The organism is Campylobacter concisus, from assembly GCF_003048875.2.
In the GTDB taxonomy this organism is placed as follows: Bacteria; Campylobacterota; Campylobacteria; order Campylobacterales; family Campylobacteraceae; genus Campylobacter_A; species Campylobacter_A concisus_AU.
Map to the genome: position 1 here is coordinate 334,530 of NZ_CP049264.1, position 24,421 is coordinate 358,950.

General features: G+C 39.7%; 22 protein-coding genes. 15 read left to right on the forward strand and 7 right to left on the reverse strand.

What is annotated here, in order from left to right; genetic code table 11:
• Nucleotides 1-66: 66 nt before the first annotated feature.
• From CVT07_RS01675 to dapE, 7 genes are all read left to right on the forward strand, one after another.
• Entirely contained in the window at nucleotides 67-420 is a 354-nt protein-coding gene (locus CVT07_RS01675; RefSeq protein ID WP_107935652.1) for an MmcQ/YjbR family DNA-binding protein, read from the forward strand.
• Nucleotides 421-505: 85 nt separating this feature from the next.
• Complete coding sequence (gene murC / locus CVT07_RS01680) at nucleotides 506-1,813, forward strand: UDP-N-acetylmuramate--L-alanine ligase (RefSeq protein ID WP_103621072.1); 1,308 nt, start codon at nucleotides 506-508, stop codon at nucleotides 1,811-1,813.
• Nucleotides 1,813-2,130, forward strand: coding sequence for a hypothetical protein (locus CVT07_RS01685; RefSeq protein WP_107935654.1), 318 nt, complete (start codon nucleotides 1,813-1,815; stop codon nucleotides 2,128-2,130). Before murC ends, CVT07_RS01685 begins: the two co-directional genes overlap by 1 nt.
• Nucleotides 2,124-2,468, forward strand: coding sequence for a hypothetical protein (locus CVT07_RS01690; protein WP_107935656.1), 345 nt, complete (start codon nucleotides 2,124-2,126; stop codon nucleotides 2,466-2,468). The genes CVT07_RS01685 and CVT07_RS01690 overlap by 7 nt, the downstream gene beginning before the upstream one ends.
• Nucleotides 2,465-4,666, forward strand: a complete 2,202-nt coding sequence (locus CVT07_RS01695) for an endonuclease MutS2 (RefSeq protein WP_196375747.1) — start codon at nucleotides 2,465-2,467, stop codon at nucleotides 4,664-4,666. Before CVT07_RS01690 ends, CVT07_RS01695 begins: the two co-directional genes overlap by 4 nt.
• 96 nt (nucleotides 4,667-4,762) lie before the next feature.
• The gene (locus CVT07_RS01700; RefSeq protein WP_107935660.1) at nucleotides 4,763-6,673 is read left to right on the forward strand and encodes an EAL domain-containing protein; all 1,911 of its coding nucleotides are present in this window, start codon (nucleotides 4,763-4,765) and stop codon (nucleotides 6,671-6,673) included.
• Entirely contained in the window at nucleotides 6,673-7,764 is a 1,092-nt protein-coding gene (gene dapE / locus CVT07_RS01705) for a succinyl-diaminopimelate desuccinylase (protein ID WP_107935662.1), read from the forward strand. Before CVT07_RS01700 ends, dapE begins: the two co-directional genes overlap by 1 nt.
• 272 nt (nucleotides 7,765-8,036) lie before the next feature.
• Here the strand turns inward: dapE and CVT07_RS10080 are convergent, their stop codons facing one another.
• From CVT07_RS10080 to CVT07_RS01725, 4 genes are all read right to left on the reverse strand, one after another.
• Nucleotides 8,037-8,222 carry a hypothetical protein gene (locus CVT07_RS10080; RefSeq protein WP_230855724.1) on the reverse strand — a complete coding sequence of 62 codons (186 nt, stop codon included), beginning with the start codon at nucleotides 8,220-8,222 and terminating at the stop codon, nucleotides 8,037-8,039.
• 77 nt (nucleotides 8,223-8,299) lie between these two features.
• A complete protein-coding gene (locus CVT07_RS01715; RefSeq protein ID WP_107935664.1) occupies nucleotides 8,300-9,955 on the reverse strand; it encodes an ABC transporter ATP-binding protein/permease in 1,656 nt (551 codons plus the stop codon).
• A gap of 51 nt (nucleotides 9,956-10,006) precedes the next feature.
• Entirely contained in the window at nucleotides 10,007-12,310 is a 2,304-nt protein-coding gene (locus tag CVT07_RS01720) for a TonB-dependent siderophore receptor (RefSeq protein WP_107935666.1), read from the reverse strand.
• A 174-nt stretch (nucleotides 12,311-12,484) separates the two neighbouring features.
• Nucleotides 12,485-13,315 carry a peptidylprolyl isomerase gene (locus CVT07_RS01725; protein ID WP_021084537.1) on the reverse strand — a complete coding sequence of 277 codons (831 nt, stop codon included), beginning with the start codon at nucleotides 13,313-13,315 and terminating at the stop codon, nucleotides 12,485-12,487.
• Nucleotides 13,316-13,385: 70 nt separating this feature from the next.
• On the opposite strand from CVT07_RS01725, the gene gltX reads away from it, so the two are divergent.
• From gltX to CVT07_RS01765, 8 genes are all read left to right on the forward strand, one after another.
• Entirely contained in the window at nucleotides 13,386-14,765 is a 1,380-nt protein-coding gene (gltX, locus tag CVT07_RS01730) for a glutamate--tRNA ligase (protein ID WP_012140345.1), read from the forward strand.
• The gene (locus CVT07_RS01735; protein WP_004317644.1) at nucleotides 14,762-16,015 is read left to right on the forward strand and encodes a malic enzyme-like NAD(P)-binding protein; all 1,254 of its coding nucleotides are present in this window, start codon (nucleotides 14,762-14,764) and stop codon (nucleotides 16,013-16,015) included. Before gltX ends, CVT07_RS01735 begins: the two co-directional genes overlap by 4 nt.
• 88 nt (nucleotides 16,016-16,103) lie before the next feature.
• On the forward strand, nucleotides 16,104-16,730 hold the full coding sequence (gene upp, locus CVT07_RS01740; protein WP_004317747.1) for a uracil phosphoribosyltransferase: 627 nt from the start codon (nucleotides 16,104-16,106) through the stop codon (nucleotides 16,728-16,730).
• Between the two features lie 9 nt (nucleotides 16,731-16,739).
• A complete protein-coding gene (locus tag CVT07_RS01745; protein WP_103631032.1) occupies nucleotides 16,740-17,246 on the forward strand; it encodes a ribonuclease domain-containing protein in 507 nt (168 codons plus the stop codon).
• Nucleotides 17,243-17,515, forward strand: a complete 273-nt coding sequence (locus CVT07_RS01750; protein ID WP_107935668.1) for a barstar family protein — start codon at nucleotides 17,243-17,245, stop codon at nucleotides 17,513-17,515. The genes CVT07_RS01745 and CVT07_RS01750 overlap by 4 nt, the downstream gene beginning before the upstream one ends.
• Nucleotides 17,512-18,192 carry an MqnA/MqnD/SBP family protein gene (locus tag CVT07_RS01755; protein ID WP_107935670.1) on the forward strand — a complete coding sequence of 227 codons (681 nt, stop codon included), beginning with the start codon at nucleotides 17,512-17,514 and terminating at the stop codon, nucleotides 18,190-18,192. The genes CVT07_RS01750 and CVT07_RS01755 overlap by 4 nt, the downstream gene beginning before the upstream one ends.
• Before the next feature lie 280 nt (nucleotides 18,193-18,472).
• Nucleotides 18,473-19,897, forward strand: a complete 1,425-nt coding sequence (locus CVT07_RS01760) for an SPFH domain-containing protein (RefSeq protein WP_107935672.1) — start codon at nucleotides 18,473-18,475, stop codon at nucleotides 19,895-19,897.
• 312 nt (nucleotides 19,898-20,209) lie between these two features.
• Nucleotides 20,210-22,045: an aryl-sulfate sulfotransferase gene (locus CVT07_RS01765; RefSeq protein ID WP_107935674.1), complete on the forward strand. Its 1,836-nt coding sequence runs from the start codon at nucleotides 20,210-20,212 to the stop codon at nucleotides 22,043-22,045.
• Nucleotides 22,046-22,104: 59 nt separating this feature from the next.
• On the opposite strand, the gene CVT07_RS01770 is transcribed toward CVT07_RS01765, so the two are convergent.
• The 3 genes from CVT07_RS01770 to CVT07_RS01780 are packed head-to-tail and all read right to left on the reverse strand — an operon-like array spanning nucleotide 22,105 to nucleotide 24,417.
• The gene (locus tag CVT07_RS01770; RefSeq protein WP_107935676.1) at nucleotides 22,105-22,701 is read right to left on the reverse strand and encodes a hypothetical protein; all 597 of its coding nucleotides are present in this window, start codon (nucleotides 22,699-22,701) and stop codon (nucleotides 22,105-22,107) included.
• Nucleotides 22,702-22,729: 28 nt separating this feature from the next.
• Nucleotides 22,730-23,518, reverse strand: a complete 789-nt coding sequence (locus CVT07_RS01775; protein WP_107935678.1) for a shikimate dehydrogenase — start codon at nucleotides 23,516-23,518, stop codon at nucleotides 22,730-22,732.
• The gene (locus tag CVT07_RS01780) at nucleotides 23,515-24,417 is read right to left on the reverse strand and encodes an SPOR domain-containing protein (RefSeq protein WP_107935679.1); all 903 of its coding nucleotides are present in this window, start codon (nucleotides 24,415-24,417) and stop codon (nucleotides 23,515-23,517) included. The genes CVT07_RS01775 and CVT07_RS01780 overlap by 4 nt, the downstream gene beginning before the upstream one ends.
• Nucleotides 24,418-24,421 lie beyond the last annotated feature (4 nt).

Sequence of the window (24,421 nt, forward strand, 5' to 3'; positions counted from 1 at the left end):
TTCGCCTCGCAACTGCAAGCAGACGGGGGATTTAAAAAAAATGATAATTTTATTTCGGAGAGAAATTTGAAACGAAGTGAGATTGAAAAATATATAAAAGAGAAATTTGACATTTTGGGTGAGCAAATTTTCCCAAAATATCCAAAATTTAGCGTCTTTCGTCACAAGAATAACAAGAAGTGGTTTGCGCTGATTATGCAGATAAGCGCTAGCAAGCTTGGTCTTGAAAGTGACGAGATGATCGAGGTTTTAAATCTAAAATGCAGTCCAGATCTAGCCATGGTGCTAGTTGATGAGCGGCAAATTTTTAAAGCATATCACATGAATAAAAAGCACTGGATAAGCGTAAATTTAAACTCCAAAATCTCACAAAAAACCGTTTTTGACCTGATAGATGAAAGCTTTAACTTAAGCAAATAAAAGCCATTTTCAGCCTTAAATTTAGTAGTTTTTGTTAAAATCACGAAAAACTTAAGGATAAAATTTGCAAGAGCTAAACAACGAGATCAAAAAAGTCCATTTCATAGGCATCGGCGGCATCGGCATCTCAGCCATCGCTAGATTTTTACACGAAAAAGGCCACAAGATAAGCGGCAGCGACATCAAAGAGAGCAAAACGACGCTAGAGCTAAAAGATGAAGGCATCGAGGTCATCACACCGCACTGCAAAGAGGCGATAAAAGACCAAGACTTCGTGGTCTACTCGGCCGCGATAAAAGAGGACAACATCGAGCTAGTCGAGGCTAGAAGAAAGGGCATAAAGTGCTTTTCAAGAAAAGAAATTTTGCCTTATGTGCTTGAAGATAAGTGCGTTTTTGCAGTTGCTGGCGCACACGGCAAAAGTACGACCTCTGCGATGTTAGCAAGCCTCATTGAAGGCTCAGTCATCATCGGCGCCATCTCAAAGCAGTTTGGCTCAAATATGCGCTACGCCAAAAGCGACAACGTCGTATTTGAGGCAGACGAGAGCGATTCTAGCTTTCTAAACTCAAACCCATATCTAGCCATCGTCACAAACGCAGAGCCAGAGCACATGGAGCACTACGACTACGATCTAGCTAAATTTTACGCAGCCTACAAGGGCTTTTTGGAGCGTGCAAAGGTTAGGGTGATAAACGCTGAGGACGAGTTTTTAAGCACGCTTAAGCTTGATGCGATCAGACTTTATCCAAGCACCGATATCACTGAGCTTACGATGGTGGTAAGAGACTATCAGCCATACACTAGCTTCAACCTTAAAAATTTAGGCAAATTTGAAGCCTTTGGCATGGGCGAGCACATCGCCATAGACGCATCTTTGGCTATCCTTGCTGCTATGCACGAGACGCCGCTTAAAGATATAAGAGAAAATTTACTAAATTTTAAAGGCATCAAAAAGCGTTTTGACATCCTTAGCGCAAACAAAAATTTCGTCCTAATAGACGACTACGCGCACCATCCAACCGAGATAAAAGCGACACTAAAATCAGTCTTTGAATACGCCAAAATTTTAGGTATAAACAGCGTCACAGCGATATTTCAGCCACACCGCTACACAAGACTTAGCACAAATTTACCTGGCTTTAAAGAGTGCTTTAAGGGCGTTGATGAGCTTGTCATCTTGCCAGTTTATGCAGCTGGAGAAAATCCTATCGAAGTTGATATGAAGAGCGAATTTAGCGAGTATAACCCGATCTTTACCGACAAGGTCGAGAGGGTTGAAGAGGGGATAGAATTTACAGATGAATTTGGCGTGAAAAATCGCCTAAGTGATGGCATCGTAGTTGGCTTTGGAGCGGGCGATATCAGCGTGCAGCTAAGAGGCGGATATTAATGGATCTAAGCACTTTTAAGCCCCAAGATGAAAATGAAATTTTAAAAGAGATAAAAGAAAAAGAGCTAAGCGAGGATGAAATTTCTAGCCTTATAAATTTAGGCAAAAAAGATATCTTGATAGCCCTTGCAAGGTCGCAAAAACTAAATAGCGCCCAGATAAAAGATATGCTGCCAAATGCCCCATATCTAGCCGTTTGCCTGCTGGTTGAAAAGCAAGATATCAGCGAGGTTAGGGCTGAAATTTTAGAAAAGATCAAGCCTCATCCTGAGCTTTACAAGGAGCTCATCGCAAAGTATAAGGGCGTAAAATGGTAAGAAATTTGATAATAATCGCCGGCGTGATGCTGCTTTTTGGAGCGATCTGGGCGATAAAAGATGAAAAGATCAGCAAAGGCGTTAAAGCGCTTGTTAGCGCAGTGCTTGTATCGATCCTTATTTGCGTCTATTTTTACGAAGAGAATTTATCGAAAAATGAGGACGCCATCTCAAAGCTAGTTAGCGATTTTAAACAAGGCAAAACACTAAAATGTGGCGAATACAACGTGAGCGCTGAAAAATTTAACTATGAATTTGGCACGGCGTCATTTTTACCAAAGCGAGAATTTAGTGATCTCTCAGGCGTCATCGTGCCTATAACGAGCTGCGAGCAATGAACGATATATTTGCAAAGCTCGATCTAGGCGAGTATCTGGATAAATTTAACTCATTTTTAGCAAGGCAAAAACCGCTATTTTTACAAGGCGATAGCAAAATCCACTTTGAAAACATTAGCGAGCTTTCAAAGTATGATTTTAAGGCGCCTGACGAGATAAAAGAGCTTGATGACGCACTTATGAGACTTAGTAAGCAAGCAGTGCTTCACATCAGCGAAATTTACGAGTTTGCAAAGATCATTAAGTATTTTTCATATCTAAAAAAGCAAAAATTTGAAGGCAGGCTTGGCGAGTGGATCGCTAAAGTCGAAATCCCTGAAGCGATGAGCCAGATGGCAAACAGCTTTGATGAAAACGGCGAGTTTAGCGACAGCGTGGATGAGAGATTTGCTGCGATAAAGCAAGCTTTTAGCGAGAAAAAGCGCCAGATCGACGCTGAGCTTAAAAAGCTCATCTACTCAAAGCACATCACGCCCTATCTAGTCGATACCCAGACGCACTACATCAACTCGCAAGAGGCACTTTTGGTGCGTGGCGGCTTTAATCACGCCCTAAAAGGCACCGTGATCGCTAGAAGCTCAGGCGGCTACTTCTACGTCGCACCTGCAAGCACCGAGCGCCTAAAAAAGGAGCAAAGCGAGCTGCTTGATAGAAAAGAGGAGATCATTTTTGAGCACTGCAAGAAATTTAGCCTGCAGATGGGCAAGAGCCTGCTCTTTTTGAAATTTATAAATAACGCTTTTGATCAGTTTGACGCATATCAAGCTCGTGTAAATTTAGCTAGATCACGTGACTATGAGTTTGTTTTGCCAAATAGCTCGCATGTTATCAAGCTTGAAAAGTTTGCCCACCCAGCGCTAAAAAACCCAAAAAGCGTGAGTGTGGATTTTAGCAAAAAGGTGCTTCTCATTACTGGCGTAAATGCTGGCGGTAAGTCGATGCTTTTAAAATCGATCATCTCAGCCACGCTACTTGCCAAGTATCTGCTGCCTATGCGTATCGACGCAAACCGCTCAAGCATCGGCTCTTTTAAAGAATTTGACGCGATCATAGAAGATCCGCAAAGTGTGAAAAACGACATCTCGACCTTTGCTGGTAGGATGGTGCATTTTGCAAAGCTTTTTACTAAAAAATCGATCATCATCGGTATCGACGAGATCGAGCTTGGCACCGATTTTGAGGAGGCTGCGAGCTTGTATGGCGTCATGATAGAGCGCCTCATCACTCAAGATATCAAAATGATCATCACGACCCACCACAAGCGCCTTGCGATGTTGCTAGCTAAAAACCCCGAGGTTGAGCTGGTGGCGGCACTTTACGACGAGGCGGCCCAAAGGCCTAAATTTGAGTTTTTAAAAGGCACGATCGGCAAGTCTTACGCCTTTGAAACGGCGGCAAGATACGGCATATCTCAAAATTTAGTGGCTCAGGCAAAGAAAATTTATGGCGAAGATAAAGAGAATTTAAACGAGATCATAACAAAGACGCTAAATTTACAAACCAAGCTTGATGAGGGGATAAAAGAGGTCACGGCAAAAGAGGAGCGGCTGGAACACTTGCTTGAGGAGCAAAAAGAGCTAAAAGAGAGAAATGAGATCAAGCTAAATGCGACTATTTCGCGCCTTGAAAAAGAGTATTTTGAAGCGATAAATGCGGCAAAAGCTGTTATAAATTTCAAGGATATTAAAGACAAGCAAAGGGCGCTAAACGTGGCAAATGAGAAAAAAGCTGCCATCGTTAAGCCTAAAAAAACTGAGCGTGAGAGCCTAAAAGTAGGCGATAGAGTGAAATATGAAAATATAAAAGGCACGGTTTTAAGTATCTCTAAAAATGACGCGATGATCGAGTCAAATGGCATAAATTTACGCGTGCCACTCGAGCTTTTAAGAAAAAATGGCAACGAAGTGGTCACGCCTAAAAAAAGTAGCGTTAGCCTAAATGTCGATAAGCCAAAAACGGCGTCGTTATCGCTTGATCTGCACGGCATGAGAGCTGACGAGGCGATAGCAAAGCTTGATAAATTTATCTCAGATAGTCTTGTTATGGGATTTGATGAGGTTAGCGTATTTCACGGCATCGGCACTGGCAAGCTCGCCTTTGCTGTTAAAAATTTCTTAAAAGAGCATCCAAGCGTGAAAGAATTTCACGATGCACCGGCAAATCAAGGCGGATACGGTGCAAAGATCGTTAAGCTTTGAGCTAAATTTTTAATTAAAAAATGAAAGAAAATTTTTATTTAGCTTGGATATAATCCAGTAGAAAAATTTAAATTTAAGAAAGGAAGTTTAAACTTTATGCCAGGCGACGAATCGCAAAAAAAGCACTTTAGTATGGTTAAAACCGTCACTTTGGTCGTGGTTTTGCTTCTTGCTTTCTTTGTAACTGAAAATTTAACGATCTACTCGTATAAATACAACAACGCACTTTCTACAAACAACTTTGATCTCAAAAAAAAGACCCAGTATCTAACACATCAATATGTAAATTATCTTAAAAATATAAGTAAATTTAATATTATAGATTTTCAAAATTATATAACCGATAACGCTGTTGGCGATATCTTTTTGCTAAAAGAAAATGGCAAAAACGGCTTTAAGATAGAGGCCTCTTCAAACAAAAGCCTCGTAAATAAAGACTACGAAGACAAGAGCTGTGGCGATATCTACTCGCATGATTTTCAAAAGGATTATTTCTGGGCTGAAATTTTGCCAGAAAACAGCGCCAAAGTATGTATGTTTGTCGCCGTGAACGACTATATTTTAGGCTTTAAAGCGCATATCGATCAAAGGATAACTGGCACTAGCGACCCATTTTATTTTCAGTGGCTGATGAAAAACATGGCTGTCACTTTGATCTTAAGCTCGATTGGTCTATTTTTAGGGCTTGCGGTCTGTCTTTGGTTTGTATTTAAGTATCTAAACATCAAATTTGACTATCTAAAAGTAAAAGAAGAGAGCACTACTAAGATCGCCCAGCTACAAGAGAAGCTATATATCGATCCGATGACCGGGCTTTTTAACAAGGCAGCGCTCATAAAAGATGTGAGCGAGTATAAATATCCAAAAGTGATACTTATGGATATCGATGATTTTGGCAAGATGAACGACTACTACGGCAAATACGTGTGCGATCAGATCTTAAAACAAATGGCAAATCTCATCAAAGAATTTGCCAAAAATGAGAATATGAAGGCTTATTGTATCGAGGCGGACAGATTTGCTTTGGTTGAAGATAATAACGACTTTATCGACAGATACGAGGAGCTAGCTGAAAATTTACTAGATATCTTTAAAGGCAGGATGCTTAGCATAAAAGATGAAAATGGCGTAGAGGTCGATGATATAGAAATTCACAACACCATAGGCTTTGCGCTTGATAGCGATCAGACTTTAAGAAAGGCAACCATCGCGTTAAAATCAGCCAAATCACTCGATAAAGACTATGTTTGCTACTTTAAAGGGCTAAGTCAAAAAGATGAGTACGCAAATCAGATCGAGCGCTCAAAGCTTATCCAAAACGCTACGATAAACGACAACATCGTGCCGTATTTTCAACCGATATTTGACGAGAAAAAGATCCCTATAAAATATGAATGCTTGATAAGAATTTTAGACCGCGACGACGTCATCTCGCCAAGCGTATTTTTGGATATCTCAAAGCGTATCAAGCGTTATGCAGACCTTGAAAAACAGCTCATTAAAAAGTGCTTTGAGCACCTCACTGAAGATCCAAATTTGGTTCTTTCTATAAATTTAAGCAGCCGAGATATGATAGATGGCGACGTTAGCGCACTTGTTTTAAATTTGCTAAACAAGCACAATGTCGCTGGCAGGATAGTTTTTGAGATAGTCGAAGACGAGGAGCTAAAGAGTGCTGAGCGCGTCTCAGTCTTTGTTGAGCGTGCAAAGAGCATGGGCGCTATGATCGCGATAGACGACTTTGGCTCTGGTTACTCGAACTTTTCTTACATCATAAAGATCAAGCCAGACTACGTGAAGATCGATGGCTCTATCATCAAAGACATCGATATCAATAAAGACTCATACGCTATCGCAAGCGCGATCGTGGCATTTGCAAAGGATCTTGGCATAAAAACGATCGCAGAGTATGTTCATTCTAAAGAAATCTTTAACGTCTGTAAGGAGATAGGCATCGACGAATTCCAGGGATTTTACTTGGGAATTCCTTCTAAAAAGGCGTTTTAGTGGTAGTTAGCTTTTTAAAAGAGCTTTTAAAATTTCGTTCTATCACGCCAGATGATGCAGGCAGCTTAGAGTTTATCGCTAAATTTTTGCCTGATTTTGAGGCTAAATTTATAGAAAAAAATGGCACAAAAAATCTCATACTTTCTAAAATTTATGGAGATGGCGAGCATCTAGCTTTTGCAGGACACGTTGATGTCGTGCCACCAGGCGATGGCTGGGAGAGCGAGCCATTTACCCCGCTAGAAAAAGATGGCTACATCTACGCAAGGGGCGCGCAGGATATGAAAAGTGGCGTGGCTGCCTTTGTTTGTGCGTGCAAAGAGGCTAAATTTGATGGCAAGCTAAGCCTTATCTTAACAAGTGACGAAGAGGGCGATGGCACTTTTGGCACGCCTTTGGCACTTGAGTATCTGCGTGAGATAGGGGATTTGCCAAAATTTTGCGTCGTGGCTGAGCCAACTTGTGATAAGAAATTTGGTGATAGCATAAAGGTCGGCAGACGTGGCTCGATAAATGGTAAGATCGTGATAAAGGGCGTTCAAGGACACGTGGCATACCCAGAAAAATGCATAAATCCAGTAAATTTAATAGCTCCACTTTTAAGCAAGATAGCTGATCACGATATGGACGGAGGGAGCGAGTTTTTTAGCCCAAGCAAGATCGTGGTGACGGACATTCGTGGTGGCATGCAGGTTTGCAACGTCACGCCAAGCGAGCTTAGCATAATGTTTAACGTTAGAAACTCAAATTTAACCGATGTAAATGACGTTGAGAGCTATCTTAGAAGCGTTTTAGATGGGCTTAGTTACGAGCTTAGTATAAAGCAAAGCTCGAAGAGATTTTTAACGAACAAAGATAGCAAGATCGTAAGAAATTTAATGGCATCTGTTACAAAGATCACCGGCGTTACGCCACTTTTAAACACAAAAGGTGGCACGAGCGATGCTAGGCACTTTGCTGAATTTGGCGTAGATGCGATAGAATTTGGCGTCATAAACGACCGCATACACGCCAAAAACGAACGAGTTAGCATTGATGAAATAAATAAACTTTATGAAGTTTTTAAAGACCTGATAGAAAATTTTTACTAATCTCATTTGTTATTAAATAGTTAAATTTAAACGCCATCGCTGGTGTCTTTGTAGGACAAGTTTTTAAGAAAAATGGCTACCTTTTACCTGAAACCGAAACTGCTCCATTATATAGACCGCGCTTATTACCTCAACCACCGCTAAAATGGTGATCGTTATTATTAGAAGCGTCTGTTTGTCAGGATTTGAGTCTAGAAAGTAGCCAACTCCAAGCAAAACAGCACGTCAAACCCCAGCACTAAGCGGGGTATGTAGGCAAAATCTAAAAATATTCATCCTGGCAAGTCCAGCTGGCAGGCTGATATACTACGAATTTCTGGGATTAGGCGCGAGCTGAGGGTTGAAATTTCGCCTTGTTTATTAAAAGATGTCTTAAATTTACCTATCTTTTCGTGAGTTATACCTACAAATTTGCCGTATTTTAAGATGATCTCACGCCCAAAAAATAGCAAAGACACTGCAAATATTTACACCATCTACGTTGGATTTTTCACTAAAAAAGCTTAACTAAATTTGGCTGCTTTTGCAGTCAAATTTACTCATTCTTGATTTTTATCACCTCATCAAAAAGGTCAAAAAGCTCACTTTGGTGTGTGATCATCATCACGCTAAGCTCTTTAAAATCACTTCTTAAATTTGTCAAAATTTCAGTCGCTGAAGCAATGTCAAGCGCCGATGTTGCTTCGTCTAAAAATAAAAATTTTGGCTTTAAAAGATAAACTCTAGCAAAATTTAGTCTCTCTTTTTCACCACCACTCATTATCTTTGCGTAGTCTAACACTTCGTCTAAATTTTTAAATTTGCCTAGTCCAACTCTGTCTAAAATTTTGTAAATTTCACTATCAGCTAAAGCGTTTTCATTTGGGTACGAGATAAGCTCTTTGAGGCTTGATTTTGTTAAATAACTTTTTTGAGGCACAAACATCACACCATCTTTTGGCATCTTTATTTCGCCATCGCCGTATTGCCAAAGATTTGCTAAGTATCTAAAAGCCGTACTTTTGCCAGCTCCGCTCTTTGCATTTAGCACTAGCCATCTTCTAGGGCTTAAACTAAAGCTTAAATTTTTAAATAAAACTTCATCATTTGGAGTTTTTATCGTTAAATTTTTACAACTTATGGCATCGTCGTTTTTGTCAAAAACATTGCTTTCTTTTGTGCTGTTAAGTGCACTCACAAAAGTATATATACGCTCTACACTAGCGGCAAATTCCATGATATGTTTGTAGTAGTCCATAAACCACGCAAGACCGTCTTGAACTTTATAAAATGCTGTTCTTGCCTGCATCATGTCGCCAAAACTCATAGTGCCAGCTAGATAAAGCGGCAAGGAGGCAAAGATTGGTATTAGATTTGTCACCTTTAGGTAGCTAGCGCTAAAGCACTCTAGTCTAAATTCGGTGTTGATGATATCTTTGTAGTTTTTTACGATTTTTAAAAAGCTCTCTCTAAATCTTCCTTTTTCTCTCTTTGCTCCGCCCAAAAAGGCGGCAGCTTCAGCATTTTCTCTAAGGATTAGCAGGTTTGCTCTATAGTTTGCTTCAAGGTGCTGTTTATCAAAATTGAGGGGCTTTAGTTTTTTGCCGATGAGATGAGTTGTGAGCGAGCAAATGAGCGTGTAGATGATGGCGATATAGACTAAAAAGCCACTTATCTCAAAATGCATTTCACCAAAATCAACCTTTAAAATTTTAGAAGCTTGCCAAAGTATAAAGACAAAAGCTACTAAATTTGCGATGTTATAGACGAAGGACTTGACCAAATTTACGCTACTTTGAACAAACAATAGACTATCTTCAGCAATCCTTTGATCAGGGTTGTCGAAATTTGCATCTATAAGAGTAACCTTGTAAAAGTTAGAATTTTTAAGCCAAAGATCTTCTAGCTTTGAGCTTAGGCTCTCTCGCCAAGAAATGATGAGAAATTTCTTTAAGTAGCTGCCATAAACTATGAAAACTACGATAAATAGCGTGTATAGTAAAAATTCTCCTATAAGTGGCAAGATCAGGCTCTTGTTAAATGCGCTTAGTGCGTCGTAAAATCGTTTTTCCCACTCATTCATCAAGACTGCTATCTTTGTCACACCAAGGCTTGCAAATATCATCAAGGCAAGGATTATCCATGCTTTTAAAGCTTTTTTATCTAGCCAAAACCAAGCTGAAATTTCAAAAAACTGCCTTAAAATTTTCAAATTTTTCCTTTAAATTTAAAGTCCCAAAGCCAAAAAGCCTTGGGATTAAATTTAGTATTTGTAGTTAAAACTTAACATAAAGCTTCTAGGCTCGCCGTAAAAGTTGTTCATACCAGCGGTTCTATTGTGCGTATTGTAAAAATACTTCTTATCGGTTATGTTTTTAACGATCAGACCTACACTAAAGTTGTCATTTATCAAGTAGTTGATATTTGCATCCCAAAGGGCATAACCTTTTTGCTCTGGTACGTAGTATTTTATAGCTGAGCCTGAACTCATATTGTCTTTCATATAGATACCACTTGTTTTGCTTTGGTATCTAACTCCCGTGCCGATGCTTAGTTTTTGAGTGCCAACAAGCGGTATTTCATAACTTGTATAGAGCTTAAACATATGTCTTGGGATGTACTTTTTAGCGTCAGCCCCTTTGTTGTAATCAACATTTGATGATGTTTTTCTTTCACTTTTTAGATATTCGCTTTTATTAAATGTATATCCAGCCATCACGCTCCACCTCTCAGTTATCGAGCCTGAAATTTCAGCGTCTATACCTCTGCTTCGTACCTTCCCCTCTGCGATAGAGTAGTTTGAATTATTTGGATCTGTTATGGCTCTATTTTCTTGGATTATTTGAAAGAGTGCAACAGCTGTATTTAACGCGCCACCTAAAAACTCAGACTTAACGCCTGTTTCTACGTTATATCCTACGACTGGTTCAAGGACATTTTTATTTGCATCAGTTGCGCTTTGAGGTTTAAAAATTTCAGCATAGCTTACGTACCAGCTATGATCTTTTAAAAAGTCCCATGTTAGACCCGCATAAGGTGAAAATTTTGATTTTGTGATATAGGTATTTGCAGATCTTGCACCAGTTTTATGATTTTTATTAAAGCTGTCATATTTTACTCTAGCAAATCTTCCACCAAGGATCATATGCCAATCATCACTAAAGTTATATCTAGTGCCAGCTGTTAGAGCTTGCTGGTAAATTGTATTTGTAAAAGTTTTATTTAAAGTTGAATTTGTTCCACCCCAGTTTGGTTCGGCTATGGCTGAAGAGCTCCAGTTATATATGCCAAGTCCAAGTGATGCTAAGGATATACTTGGCATTCTGATATCATGCTCTACAAATTTCTCCTTACTAAGTGAGCCATTTACGAAGATATCATGTTTTTGTCCAAATAGTTCGTACTTTCCATCTACTCCAAGCTTTAGATTGACCTCTTTTGAGCCATTATCGTATTTTTGTCGGCGTATATCATGAGATGGTGCTGCCGGATCATAAGGATTGACCCCGCCCATTGAGCCAAATTTTATTACGCCGTCACTTTTTGTATAGTTTAGCTTTGCATAGGCTTTGTAGTCATCATTAAACTGATGAGAAATTTCTGTAAAGGCATTATATTTTTCATAAATGCTATTGTTCCAGTTTGCACCAAAGTAGCTTTTTCTATCTAAATTTAAATTATTGCCATCTTTATCAAGCGCTGGTACGCCGTATATGTCATAAACTTCGCTTGTCTTTTGCCATATAAGCCCAGCAGTAAGCAGTGTTTTATCAGTTAAATCAAACTCAAATATCCCACCCAGCGCTCCGCGCCAGCCATTGCGGTAGCGTTTATATGTACCATTTTTACTTAAAACACCGATCAATCTTCCTCGCACTGAGCCAGATTCATTTAAAGCATTGCTAATATCAAACGTACCTCGGTAATTATCCCAGCTGCCTAAATTTAGGCTTGTGTTAAAAGCAAATTCTCTAGTTGGGCGTTTGCGGACTAAATTTACAGTGCCACCTGGCTCGCCGTTACTTTGTGTAAGACCTGCTGCACCTCTTAAGACTTCGACTCTATCGTAAAACTCAAGATCCGTAAATTCTTTAGAATAGCCAAGCGGTCCTTGAACCGATGAAGAGACTGATGATGCGATACCATCTTCTTGTATATTATCTACGTCAAAGCCACGTGAATTTATCCTAAGGCGTCCAGTATCGTTTCTAACAGCAATTCCTGGGGCGTATTGCAAAGCTGAATTTACATCTTTTAAATTTAGATCTTTTATGAGCTGATTTAAGATAACAGAGACTGATTGTGGTGTCTCTTTTATGCTTAGACCTAGTCCCGTTGCGGTATTCATCCTATCGGCTGTGTATGAGCCAGTGCCTTCAGTCTTTGAAAGATCACCCACTACTTGCACCTCTGCAAGGCTAGTATCAGCTAAATTTTGGTCATTTGAACTAGTGCTATTTTGGGTAGTAGCTGCATCGTTTGTCTTGTTTATATTGGTACTATTGGCTGCAAATAGTGTATTTGCGCTAAGAGTTAGTGCAAATGCAATGGATAACTTATATCTCATAATATACTCCTATTTTAATAATCATTATTATTTTATAAAATTATATAAATATGAGATTAAAGAATAATAAATTTTTAACAAAAAATTTACTGAAATTTTACATAGCTAAAATTTAAATAGTTTTGTTTAAAAATGAAGTAGAGAATTTAGCCACCAAAGTGGCTAAATTTGAAGTTATCTTAGGATTTGAATTTTTGCTTTTGCGCGGAGTTTTTCGAAGTAATCACTCATTAATTTTTCTTGCTCGCCTTGGTAAAGCTCGTTTATAACGTTATCTTTTACATCAGCAAAGCTTGGTGTGTATGAGCCGATCTTCTCTTTTACTAAAAACATATCAAAACTGTCAGGTCCTTGCAAAGGCTGTGTGTAGTCGCCGTTATTTGTGCTTGAGATGATCGCAGCAAGTCTTGGATCTATGCTTTGATAGTCTAAACTCACCTCTTGTGTTTGCACGCCGTCTAGTAGCTTCGGACTTGTCTTTTGAGCTTCAAGCAGATCAGGGTCTTTTGCTCTATAAACTACGACTCTAGCGGTGCTAAAAACCTTAAATTTATCAGGATTAGCGTCAAAATACGCCTTTGCTTTTTGCTCGTTTATGTTTTTGCCAGCCTCAGCAGCTATGCTTTTATAAAGTTTTTCTTGAAGCATCTTGTGCTCTAGGTTGTTTTTAAAGTCCAAAAAGTCCATGCCTTGAGCTTGGATAGAGCTTCTAAACTGCGAATTTGTCATGCCATTTTGCTTTGCGATCGCCTCGATCCTGTCGTTTAGCTCAAAAGGTGTAACGCTTAAATTTAAGTTTTTTATCTGTGCATCTTCAAGTCTATCTCTGATAAGCAAATTTAAAGCGTCCTGCTCTGTTGTCTTTAGCTGTTCCTTCAAACTATAAACCTCGTAAAGCGTGATAGGCTCGTTCTCCACAATAGCTGCGATGCCGTTTATCATCTGAGCTGAATATAAATTTAAGGCACTTAACACGCCAGCAGCCAAAAAGAGCAATTTTTTCATAATGAAACCTTTGTTTAAGTATTTAGTAAATATAATTTTGGGCAATTATAACATAAAAATAAGGCACAAAATGATAGTTACTAGATTTGCTCCGTCGCCTACTGGATACCTACATATAGGCGGACTTAGGACAGCTCTTTATAATTATTTATACGCAAGAGCTAACAATGGAAAATTTCTGCTCCGCATCGAAGATACTGACTTAAAACGAAACTCAGAAGAGGCCACGCAAGCGATAAAAGAGGCATTTGCTTGGTGCAAGCTAGATCACGACGGCGAAGTGACCTATCAGTCAAAGAGATTTGATCTTTACAAAGAGTATGTTAAAAAGCTGCTTGATGAGGGCAAAGCCTACAAATGCTACATGAGCAAAGAGGAGCTTGAGGAGCTTAGAGCTAGTCAAGAGGCTAGAAAAGAGCGCCCAAAATACGATAATAGATATAGAGATTTTACTGGCACGCCTCCAGCTGGCATCGAGCCAGTCATCCGTATAAAAGCCCCACTTAGCGGCGAGATCGTCATACATGACGGCATAAAAGGCGAGGTTAAATTTAAGGTTGAAGATATCTTAGATGACTTCATCATCGCAAGAAGCGACGGCACGCCAACATACAACTTCACAGTTGTGATAGACGATGCGCTAATGGGCGTAACTGACGTTATTCGCGGCGATGACCACCTCTCAAATACCCCAAAACAGATCGTTCTTTACGAGGCACTTGGCTTTAAGGTGCCAAAATTTTATCATGTCGCTATGATAAACGGTGAGGACGGCAAAAAGCTTAGCAAAAGGCATGGCGCAACTGACGTTATGGAGTATAAAAAGATGGGCTACTTGCCTGAAGCGCTCTTAAATTTTCTCGTTCGTCTTGGCTGGAGCCACGGTGATGATGAGATTTTTACTATCGAGGATATGCTTAAATACTTCAATCCAAACGATATCAACAAAAGCTCAAGTACCTACAACGCTCAAAAGCTTGACTGGCTAAATTCTCACTATATAAAAACTTTGCCTTACGAGAGGCTAGCGCACGATATGCTTGAGTTTGGCGTGGATTTTAAGGCTTTGGTAAAGGGCGAGCTACTGCTAAATTCGCTCCGTGAGAGATCAAAGACCTTGATCGAAATGGCAAACAGCGCAAATGCTATCATCAACGCTCCAAAAAGCTACGACGAGAAAGCTTGGGCTAAATTTATAAATGAAAATAGCAAAGAAATTTTGGCAAAATTTGCTCAAATTTTAGACCGCGACCTTGATGCTAAAGGCTATGAGGAGCTAACTAATAAATTTTTAGAGCAAAATGGCTTAAAACTAAAAGACCTAGCTCAGGCCCTAAGGATAGCGCTAACTGGCTCAAGCGTGAGCCCAAGTATATTTGAGGTGCTTGAAGTAGTAGGTAGTAACGAGATCAAAAACAGAATACAAAATTTATTAAAGGAAGAGAAATGACACATGTAACTAAAGAAGAGGCACTAAACTACCACATCGGCGGTAAGATCGAGATCAGGGTAAAGACACCTTGCGAGACTTCAAGAGACCTTTCTATGGCCTATACACCAGGCGTTGCTGAGCCATGCCGTGAGATAAATGCAGACACTGAACTAGCTTATAAATATACAAATAAGGCAAATTTAGTAGCTGTCATCACCGATGGCACGGCTGTTCTTGGACTTGGCGACATCGGCGCTATCGCTGGTAAGCCAGTTATGGAGGGCAAGGCGGTGCTATTTAAAAAATTTGCAAACGTTGATGCCTTTGACATCGAGCTAGACGAGCACGATCCTGATAAGATCGTTGAGATTTGCAAGGCTCTTGCTCCGACATTTGGCGGTATAAATTTAGAAGATATCCGCGCTCCAAAGTGCTTTGAGATCGAAAGAAAGCTTCAAGAAGCAGTCGATATCCCAGTCATGCACGACGATCAGCACGGCACAGCGATGATAACAAGCGCTGGCATTATAAATGCGATGGAAATTTCTGGCAAAGATATATCTAAGATAAAGATCGTAGTTAGCGGCGCTGGTGCAGCTGGCATCGCTTGCGCAAAGATGTATAAAGCACTTGGCGCAAAACACATTGTGATGATAGATAGCAAAGGCGTCATCCACTCAAAAAGAACAGACCTAACTCCAGAAAAGGTTGAATTTGCGCTTGAGACCGAGGATAGGACTTTAGCTGATGCGATGAAAGGCGCTGATATGTTTTTAGGTCTTTCTAAGCCTGGCGTTGTGACAAAAGAGATGGTCGCATCGATGAACAAAGAGCCTATCATCTTCGCTTTGGCAAACCCAGTGCCTGAAATCTTCCCAGAAGACGTCGTAGCTGTAAGAGATGACGTTATGATGGGCACAGGCAGAAGCGACTATCCTAACCAAGTAAATAACGTTTTGGGCTTTCCATTTATCTTTAGAGGCGCGCTTGATGTTAGGGCTAAAAAGATCACTGAAAATATGAAAATGGCTGCAGCTAAAGCGCTTGCGCAGCTTGCAAAAGAGCCAGTGCCAGCTGAAGTTCTAAAAGCAAGTGGCGTTAGCGAGCTAAAATTTGGCAAAGAGTACATCATCCCAAAACCATTTGACAAGCGCGTACTAACAGCGGTCGCTCCAGCAGTTGCAAAAGCTGCAGTTGAAGATGGCGTAGCGAGAGTAAAAGATTTTGATGTTGAGGCTTACAAAGCTAAACTTGCAAAAGGTTTTTAATCAAATTTAGCCCAAATTTGGGCTAAATTCTCCTCTTGGCATTTTGCAAAAGACAAACCTTGTAAAACAGTAAATTTAAGGACAAAAAATGCAAAACGTGAAGCTCATCTCACATCCATTGATCGAGCATAAACTAACAATCTTACGTGATAAAAACACCCAGCCTTTTCAGTTTCGCATGCTAGTTGATGAGATCAGCTACCTTATGATCTTTGAGGCGACTAGAAATTTAAAGGTAAAAGATGTCAAAGTCCAAACACCAGTTGCGGTGGCAGACGCAAAAAGGCTAACTACAAAGGTGATGATATGCCCTATCTTAAGGGCTGCTCTTGGCATGCTTGATAGCGTCTTTACCATCATACCAGATGCGAGTGTTGGCTTTTTGGGCTTTCAGCGAAACGAAGAGACAGCGCAGGCTGAGTTTTTCTACGCAAAGCTTCCAAAAGACGCAAAAGAGCGCATGGCGATCATCATCGACCCTATGTTTGCAACTGGCGGCACGGCGATAGACGCGGTTAAATTCTTGCGTGAAAAGGGCGTTAAAGAGATCAAATTTATCTCTATCATCGCCGCACCTGAGGGGCTAAAGAGATTTAGTGAAATTTACCCAGACGTTGAGGTCTATACGGCATCGATCGATGAGAAACTAAATGAGAAAAACTACATCGTTCCAGGTCTTGGTGATGCTGGCGATAGAGTTTTTAACACTCTTTAAGGGCTAAATTTGAACAAAAGACTTTTGCCGGCCTTAGTTGCCTTTATTATTGCCATCATCATCGGCACCTTCTTTTTTTCAAAAGAGGGCGGAGAGGCAAACAAAAACGCTCAAATTTTACTTGAGCAGCTAAACAAAGAGGGGCAAAAGAGCCAGAGCCTCGCAGAAAATGGCTCATACATATCAAAAGATGAGGTCGCACTTTATATCTACAAATTTAACAAGCTGCCAAAAAATTTCATAACTAAAAAAGAGGCAATGGCTCTTGGCTGGGACGCAAAAAGCGGAAATTTATGGCAGATAAGCGGCGGCAAAAGCATCGGTGGAGATAGATTTTCAAACCGAGAAAAGAGGCTGCCTGAGGCTGATGGTAGAAAGTGGTTTGAGTGCGATGTAAATTATAATGGTGGCAGGCGCGGCGCTGAGAGAATTTTATATTCAAACGACGGGCTTATCTACTACACGCCTGATCACTACGAGCATTTTTACCTGCTTTATGAGAAGAGGATGCAATGAAAAGCGTGATCTTAGATGCAAAAAAGATGGTTGAAAAAGAGGAGATGTATGAGTATTTTGCTAAGAAATTTGACTTGCCAGAGTACTACGGCAAAAATTTAGACGCACTCTTTGACTGCCTTTGCGAGATAAATGAGCCAACGCTTATAAAGCTAAAAAATGAAAATGCTTTGGATAGTGCCACAAAAGAGAGCTTAACCCAGCTATTTTGCGACGTTTGCAACGAAAATGAGCTAGTTAAATTTGAGCTTGTAAAAGATGAAAAATGATATTTGGAAAGATTGATTATCTAAATTTACTCCCATTTCACGTTTTTTTAAAATCAGCCCCACTAAGCTCTCAGATAAAAAAGGCGATCGAGTTTAAAAAGGGCGTGCCAAGTAAGCTAAACAGAGCCCTAAACGCCAGAAAGATCGACGCTGCGGTCATATCAAGCATAGCTAGCAAAAAGGCAAATTTAAAGAAGCTAAATTTTGGAATAGTCGCCAAAAAAGATGTAAAAAGCGTGCTTGTGCGCAAAAACTCAGCCCCAAAGCTAGATCCTGCCTCAGCTAGCTCAAACGCCCTAGCCAAGGTGCTTAAGCTAAATGGCGAGGTGATCATAGGCGACAGGGCGCTAAAGGCATATTTAAGCGAGGGCAAAGAGTGCTTTTACGACCTTGGTCAAATTTGGCACGAAAAGACAAATTTGCCATTTGTTTTTGGTAGATTTTCTTACGTAAAAAATGGCTCGTTTTACAAAAGGCTGGTCGCAAAATTTTTGCAAAAAAATGTAAAGATCCCAAACTATATCTTAGCCCAGTATGCCAAAAGCCGCGACATAAGCGAGCAAGATATCAAGTGGTATCTTAAATTTATAAGCTACAAGATCGGCCCAAAAGAGCAAAAATCACTCCGAAAATTTTTTAAAGAACATAGGTTTTTAAGAGAGGCAATAAAAGTCTAATGCTATGCATAGTGGTTTTGTTTATAGGTTAAGGCTTCAATATAAATTTTATAATATAATAAATACATTTACATTATATTTTAAGGATTACTGACTATAATTGCCAAAAATAATTCTTGTTTATAAAACTAAAACATTTAAAAGGAGGTAGATATAAAATTAATTCAAACATGCCAATTTAGGCACAATAATTCATTTTAAAGTTAAAGTCTAAAGTGTATAACCTAGCATAAATGTGTAGGTTATTAATATTTTATAAAAATTATAAAAAGGAGAATAAATGGAATTTGCATATTCAGTTCCAATGATTGTAGGCGCAGTGGTTATACTGTTTATCATTTTAATACCGCTTTTATTTAGGCGCGTTGTTGCAACAAATGAGGTGCATATCGTTCAAACATCAAAAAGCACCACATCTTACGGCAAAGATACGGCAAATGGAAATAGCTACTATGAATTTCCAAGCTGGATACCAATAATCGGTGTAACAAAGATAGTTTTGCCAGTTTCTGTTTTTAGTATAAAGATAGATGGCTATGAGGCATATGATGTAGGTCGTTTGCCATTTATGGTCGATATTACTGCATTTTTTAGGATAAAAGATAGCAACCTAGCGGCGCAACGTGTTATAAATCTTAAAGATATGGAGCTTCAGCTAACTGACATCATCCAAGGCTCGATCCGTTCTATTTTAGCGAGCAAGCAGCTAGAAGAAATTCTTCAACAAAGAAGTGAATTTGGCTTAGAATTTACAACAGCAGTCAAAGAGCAGCTTCAAAACTGGGGCATAGAGCCTGTCAAAAATATCGAGTTAATGGACATCCGTGATAGTAGAGATAGCAAGGTTATCTTTAATATCATGGAGAAGAAAAAATCAGAAATCGAAAAAGAGTCTCGTATGACTGTGGCTGAGAATAAAAAGCTTGCCGAGATCGCTGAAGTAAATGCAAAACAAGAGACTGACGTTAAGAAACAAGAGGCTGAAAAGGCTGTTGGTCTAAAAACAGTTGAAAACGAAAGAGAGGTTGCTATTTCTCGTCAGCAAGCTTGCCAACAAGTGGCTGACCAAGAGAAGGTCACTAAAGAAAAAGAGATGGAAGTTATCAGAGTTACTGATGTTAAGCAAGCTGAAATTTCAAAACAAGTAGAGATCGTTAAAGCTGAGCAAGAGCAAAGAAAGATAGAGATCGACGCTGAAGCTAGGAAAAATGCAAAGATCAAAGACGCTGAAGCACACAAGCAAAATCAAATTTTAACAGCTGAGGGTGAGAAAGAGAAGGCATTTTTGGAGGCTGCTGCTTTACTAGAGACTAAAGATAAAGAGTCACAAGGTATACAAAAAATCGGCTCTGCCGAGGCTGAGGCACTAAGACTAAAAGAGCTTGCACCTGTAAATGCACAGATCGAGCTTGCTAGAGAGATCGGCGAAAACGAGGGCTACCAGACTTATCTTATCTCTATTAAACAGATCGAGGCAAATAGAGATGTGGGCTTAGAGCAGGCTAAAGCGCTAAGTGCAGCTGATCTAAAGATCATCGCAAATGAGGGCAGCGTATCAAACGGCCTATCTAAAATAAGCGACGTGCTAAGCTCAAAAGGTGGCACAAATTTAGCTTCAATGCTTGAAGGCTTAAACCAAAGTGAGATAGGTAAAGGGCTAATTGATAAATTTATAAAACCAAATGGCGATTCGCCTAAGAAATAATTTTTTAGGGGAGAGATCCCCTAAATTGTAAATTTAACTGCATTAAATTTGATAAATTCTAATAGATACAAAAATTTAATATAGAACTCCATTTTTACCTAAATTTGCAAAAATTTAAATTATTTTTAAATTTTAAGCTAGTATTAACTTTAGCGTGAAATTTATGTTATAAAGATTTACTACAATTACACACAAAGCAAATCATTTTTGTTATTCCTTTTACTGATTTAAGCCTTGGTTTTTGCCAAGGCTTTTTCTAAATTTTATAAGCTTTATGAGTAGAGTTTATAAAATTTATCTAAAGGAGATGTTATGAAAAAGACTTTGAGTTGTGTTGCACTAGCCTCTGTGCTTTGCTCGAGCGCTTTTGCGATAGGCGGTCCAAGCGGGGCTAAACTTGACTACGCTATCACTGGGCAAATCGGCGAAGTAGTAGTAAATCCGTACGACACAGCGCCACTTACTGCAGTCATCAAAAATGGCGGCTATACACTAAGCAATGCAAAAGTAACCATCGTGCCAAAACAAGGTGGTCAAACTATAAGCTACAAAGTGGCTGACAAGCATCTTCGCACACATGGCGGCATCCCAGTTTTTGGCATGTATCCTGACTATCAAAACACCGTTGAAGTCGAGTACGACAAGAGCTACAAGGGCAAGACTGAGCATATAAAAGAGAGCTATAAAATTTACGCCCCAGCTATCTACCTAGAGAGTGCTGGCACGCCAAATCAAAAGGGCGCGCTATTTGATAAGATCGAGGTTACTAAGCCAGCAAGCGCTAAATTTGCAAACCGCCTCTACTATGTAAATAACTTTGTAAATAAAACAGGCAAGGGCACAAAAGTCGTTTGGAACAACCCAGCCGGCGGTGCGATCGAGTGGAACTACAGCCCAAATAACTTCATCCTTGATACAAAAGGCGAGGTTAGATGGTATCTTGAGCCAAGTAAAATTTATGACCTAAAACAGCCATTTCACGCTGGCGTTATGATGGGCTTTAAGCAAAATGACGACGGCGCGATGACTTGGGGATATGGTCAAAGATACGCAAAATACGACATCATGGGTAGAGAAATTTTCAACCGCGAGCTACCAGCTAGCTACAACGACTTCTCTCACTCGATGGACATAGCACAAAACGGACACTACTTCTTGCGCGTGGCAAATGCCGACTATAAAAGGGCTGATGGCAAAAACGTAAGAACAGTGCGCGACGTCATCGTTGAGCTTGACAGAGATGGCAACGTAGTTGATGACTTTAGACTATATGAAATCCTCGACCCATACCGCGACATCGTGCTAAAAACGCTTGATCAAGGCGCAGTTTGCTTAAACATAGACGCTAAAAAAGCAGGCCACACAGCAAGCTCTGATGAGCTTCAGTCTATGGATACACACGATAAATGGGGCGACATAGTTGGCGCAGGTCCCGGACGCAACTGGGCACACGTAAATAGCGTGGATTACGACCCAAGCGATGATAGTATCATCATCTCAAGCCGCCACCAAGACGCAGTTATAAAGATCGGCCGTGATAAACAAGTAAAATGGATCATGGGCGCTCACAAGGGCTGGAGCGATAAATTTAAAGACAAGCTGCTTCAGCCAGTCGATAGCAAAGGCAACAAGATCGTCTGCGAAGATGAATACTCAAAATGCCCAGGATACGAGAGCGACAAAGGTGGCTTTGACTGGCAATGGACGCAGCACACAGCATTTAGGATAGATAGCAAGTCTAAAAAGGGCGAAATTTATCTAAGTGTCTTTGACAACGGCGACACAAGGGGCATGGAGCAACCAGCCATCGCTGGCATGAAGTACTCTCGTGCGGTCGTTTATAAGATCGATGAGAACAAAAAGACCGTTGAGCAGATCTGGGAGTACGGCAAAGAGCGCGGCAAAGAGTGGTATAGCTCAGTTACTAGCCTTACGCAGTATCAAGATGACCTTGATAGCGTGATGGTCTATTCAGCCGTTGCTGGCATGCAGTTTGACATCGCAAAAGGTCGCCCAGTAGGACTTCCTAGCCCGCACATCGATGAGTTTGAGTGGGGCGCAAAAGAGCCTAGCATCGAGATAAAGATGACAAATGCTATGGGCTATCAAGCGTTTCCATTTAGCTTGCAAAAAGCGTTTGAAAAGTAAATTTTTTCCTCCTTTGCTTCGGCAAGGGAGGGCTTTTTAGTTTTATTTGATTTTAAAATTTAGTTGGTATTTTGCTCTTTTAAAACAACCTTTGCATTTTTCTCTCTTTTACAAAACTCTAAAAAACTTAATCCATTTTTTGTATCGTCATTTAGTCTGGTGCAGCCAAATCCTCTCTCATCATGGGGATAAAGCGCTAAATTTAGGCTTGGAAAGATAAAAAAGCACCACTCGTTTAAGGAGTATGTGTAGAGCATGAGTAGTTTAGCTAGATCTTTGATCTCATCAAATTTCAAAGCATCCATCCTAAGGCAGATGGCAGGTAGCAAAATCTCACCATCTAAACCAAGATCAAAGTGCTCATTTGGCTCTTGCAAGATGCCTAACTTTTTAAATTTATCGTGCAAAGTTTTTACTTCAAGCGTTTCATCGCTCAAGTTAGTATCGTCGTAGTTTAAGGCGCTTATGACAAATGCTTCATTTTTAAATTTATTAAAATATTTATCAAATAGCTTTAGTGCGGTATCTACGCCAGAAGCCCAGTTTTCATCCTCTATCTCAAAAAAGCCTATCCAGTTTTTAGAGTGGCTAAAGGAGTTAAAATTTATATCGCTAAGCTTTAGAGCCTTATTTATCAAGCTTGATGATTTTTCCATTTTGTTTAATGCACTCCTTGCAAGAGCTCTATAAACTAAGAGCCTCTCGCATAGAAATTTCTATCTTTTTCTCATCAAGGCTGCCATTATAAAATAAATTTAACGCTAAAACCGCTTGATACAAGAGCATATCAGCTCCGTCTTTACATGCTAAATTTTGGCTTTTAGCCTCTTTTAAAAATGGCGTTTGCTTGCCGTAAATAACATCAAATGCAAATTTAGCGCTTTTTAAAATACCATCTAAAATCTCTTTTGGTGCTGGCAAAAGATCATCTTTTAGCCCTGCTGAGGTTGAATTTACCACCAGATCAAATTTATGCTCTTTATAATCATCCCAGCTAAAGCACTCATAGTGATCTTTAAATTTATCAAGTCTTGCCTTGCTTCTATTTAGTATGCAAACATCTATGTTTTGTGATTTAAGTGCGTAGGCTAGGGCATTTGCGGTGCCTCCAGCTCCAAGGATGATGGCGCTTTTTGCCTCTTTGAAATTTGATATCGCTTTTAAAAAGCCAGGTGCGTCAGTGTTGTAGGCATAAATTTTCTCATTTTTTAGCACTAAAGTGTTTGCAGAGCCTATTTTACGTGCTGTTTCTGAGGCGTCATCAGCTAAATTTAGAGCAAATTCTTTATGTGGGAGTGTGACATTTGCGCCGTTTAGTTTTAGGGATCTAAATTTATTGATTAGCTCATTGCCATCTTTTAGCAAAACCCTTGTGTAAAGGGCATCAAGAGCTAGATCGGCAATGGCTTTGTTGTGTAGTCTTGGAGATACCGAGTGAGCTATCGGATCTCCAAAAACTGCGAAGGTTTTCATTTTGCTCTAAAGACAAAAGCGTCTTTATTGACATCTTTTCTTATGTCATTTACGGCTTTTTGTAGCCCTTTTTCATCAAATGGACCAACTAAAATTTTAGTTAGCTCGCCAGCTTTTATAGTTTTGTAGCTATAGCCTTTGGCTGCTATTTTTTTCATATAGTCGGCATTTGGGTTAAATTTACTAGTTGCAAATACTTGAACATAAGAGCCTTTTGCGACGCTCTCAGCTTTAGCTGGAGCTTCTACTTTTTTCTCAGCTTTTTCTGCTTTTTCTGCTTTTGCAGGAGTTTCAGCCTTTTTTTCTACCTTTGTTTCAGGTTTTTTCTCAGCTTTAGTTTCGGCTTTCTTCTCTGTTTTTGCCTCAGTTTTAGCTGGCTTTGTTTCAGCTTTTTTCTCTGCTTTAGCTTCGCTTTTTGTTTCAGCTTTTTTAGCTGGAGCCTCTACCTTTGTCTCAGCTTTTTTAGGCGCTTCAGTTGGATGCTCGACAGCTTTTACTACCTCTTTTGGCTCTTCAGTTTTAGGAGCTGATTTTGCGCCTTCTTTATCTTTTAGCTTTTTGATCATATCTTCAAAATCATCTTGTTGCTTGTTTTCAGGCACGATAGGCACTTGCTCGAAAAGTTGTGTATCGCCTTTTTTAACATCTGAATTTGTATCTTGTGCAGGCACCTGCGTATCGACTGGCTGCTCTGCTGGCACTGGAGGCAGAACTAGTCTTGAGTCGGCTTCATTTTGAGATTGTGCAGAATCATTTGAATTAACTAATTTCATAGCGACTATAATAATCAAAAAAAGTATAACTAAAGCTGCTATAAACATAAGAAGTTTCTTTAGTTTTGCGCCCTTTGCCTCATCATCTTTTTCTAAAAGTATATCTTTTAACTCTTCGTTTTCCATTATT

Excerpts from the sequence above, each read along its gene's own strand:
- CVT07_RS01685 (WP_107935654.1), top strand. The coding sequence starts at position 1,813 with ATGGATCTAAGCACTTTTAAGCCCCAAGATGAAAATGAAATTTTAAAA.
- CVT07_RS01690 (WP_107935656.1), top strand. The coding sequence starts at position 2,124 with ATGGTAAGAAATTTGATAATAATCGCCGGCGTGATGCTGCTTTTTGGA.
- CVT07_RS01695 (WP_196375747.1), top strand. The coding sequence starts at position 2,465 with ATGAACGATATATTTGCAAAGCTCGATCTAGGCGAGTATCTGGATAAA.
- CVT07_RS01700 (WP_107935660.1), top strand. The coding sequence starts at position 4,763 with ATGCCAGGCGACGAATCGCAAAAAAAGCACTTTAGTATGGTTAAAACC.
- CVT07_RS01720 (WP_107935666.1), bottom strand. The coding sequence starts at position 12,310 with ATGAGATATAAGTTATCCATTGCATTTGCACTAACTCTTAGCGCAAAT.
- CVT07_RS01725 (WP_021084537.1), bottom strand. The coding sequence starts at position 13,315 with ATGAAAAAATTGCTCTTTTTGGCTGCTGGCGTGTTAAGTGCCTTAAAT.
- gltX (WP_012140345.1), top strand. The coding sequence starts at position 13,386 with ATGATAGTTACTAGATTTGCTCCGTCGCCTACTGGATACCTACATATA.
- CVT07_RS01735 (WP_004317644.1), top strand. The coding sequence starts at position 14,762 with ATGACACATGTAACTAAAGAAGAGGCACTAAACTACCACATCGGCGGT.
- upp (WP_004317747.1), top strand. The coding sequence starts at position 16,104 with ATGCAAAACGTGAAGCTCATCTCACATCCATTGATCGAGCATAAACTA.
- CVT07_RS01750 (WP_107935668.1), top strand. The coding sequence starts at position 17,243 with ATGAAAAGCGTGATCTTAGATGCAAAAAAGATGGTTGAAAAAGAGGAG.
- CVT07_RS01755 (WP_107935670.1), top strand. The coding sequence starts at position 17,512 with ATGATATTTGGAAAGATTGATTATCTAAATTTACTCCCATTTCACGTT.
- CVT07_RS01760 (WP_107935672.1), top strand. The coding sequence starts at position 18,473 with ATGGAATTTGCATATTCAGTTCCAATGATTGTAGGCGCAGTGGTTATA.
- CVT07_RS01765 (WP_107935674.1), top strand. The coding sequence starts at position 20,210 with ATGAAAAAGACTTTGAGTTGTGTTGCACTAGCCTCTGTGCTTTGCTCG.
- CVT07_RS01770 (WP_107935676.1), bottom strand. The coding sequence starts at position 22,701 with ATGGAAAAATCATCAAGCTTGATAAATAAGGCTCTAAAGCTTAGCGAT.
- CVT07_RS01775 (WP_107935678.1), bottom strand. The coding sequence starts at position 23,518 with ATGAAAACCTTCGCAGTTTTTGGAGATCCGATAGCTCACTCGGTATCT.
- CVT07_RS01780 (WP_107935679.1), bottom strand. The coding sequence starts at position 24,417 with ATGGAAAACGAAGAGTTAAAAGATATACTTTTAGAAAAAGATGATGAG.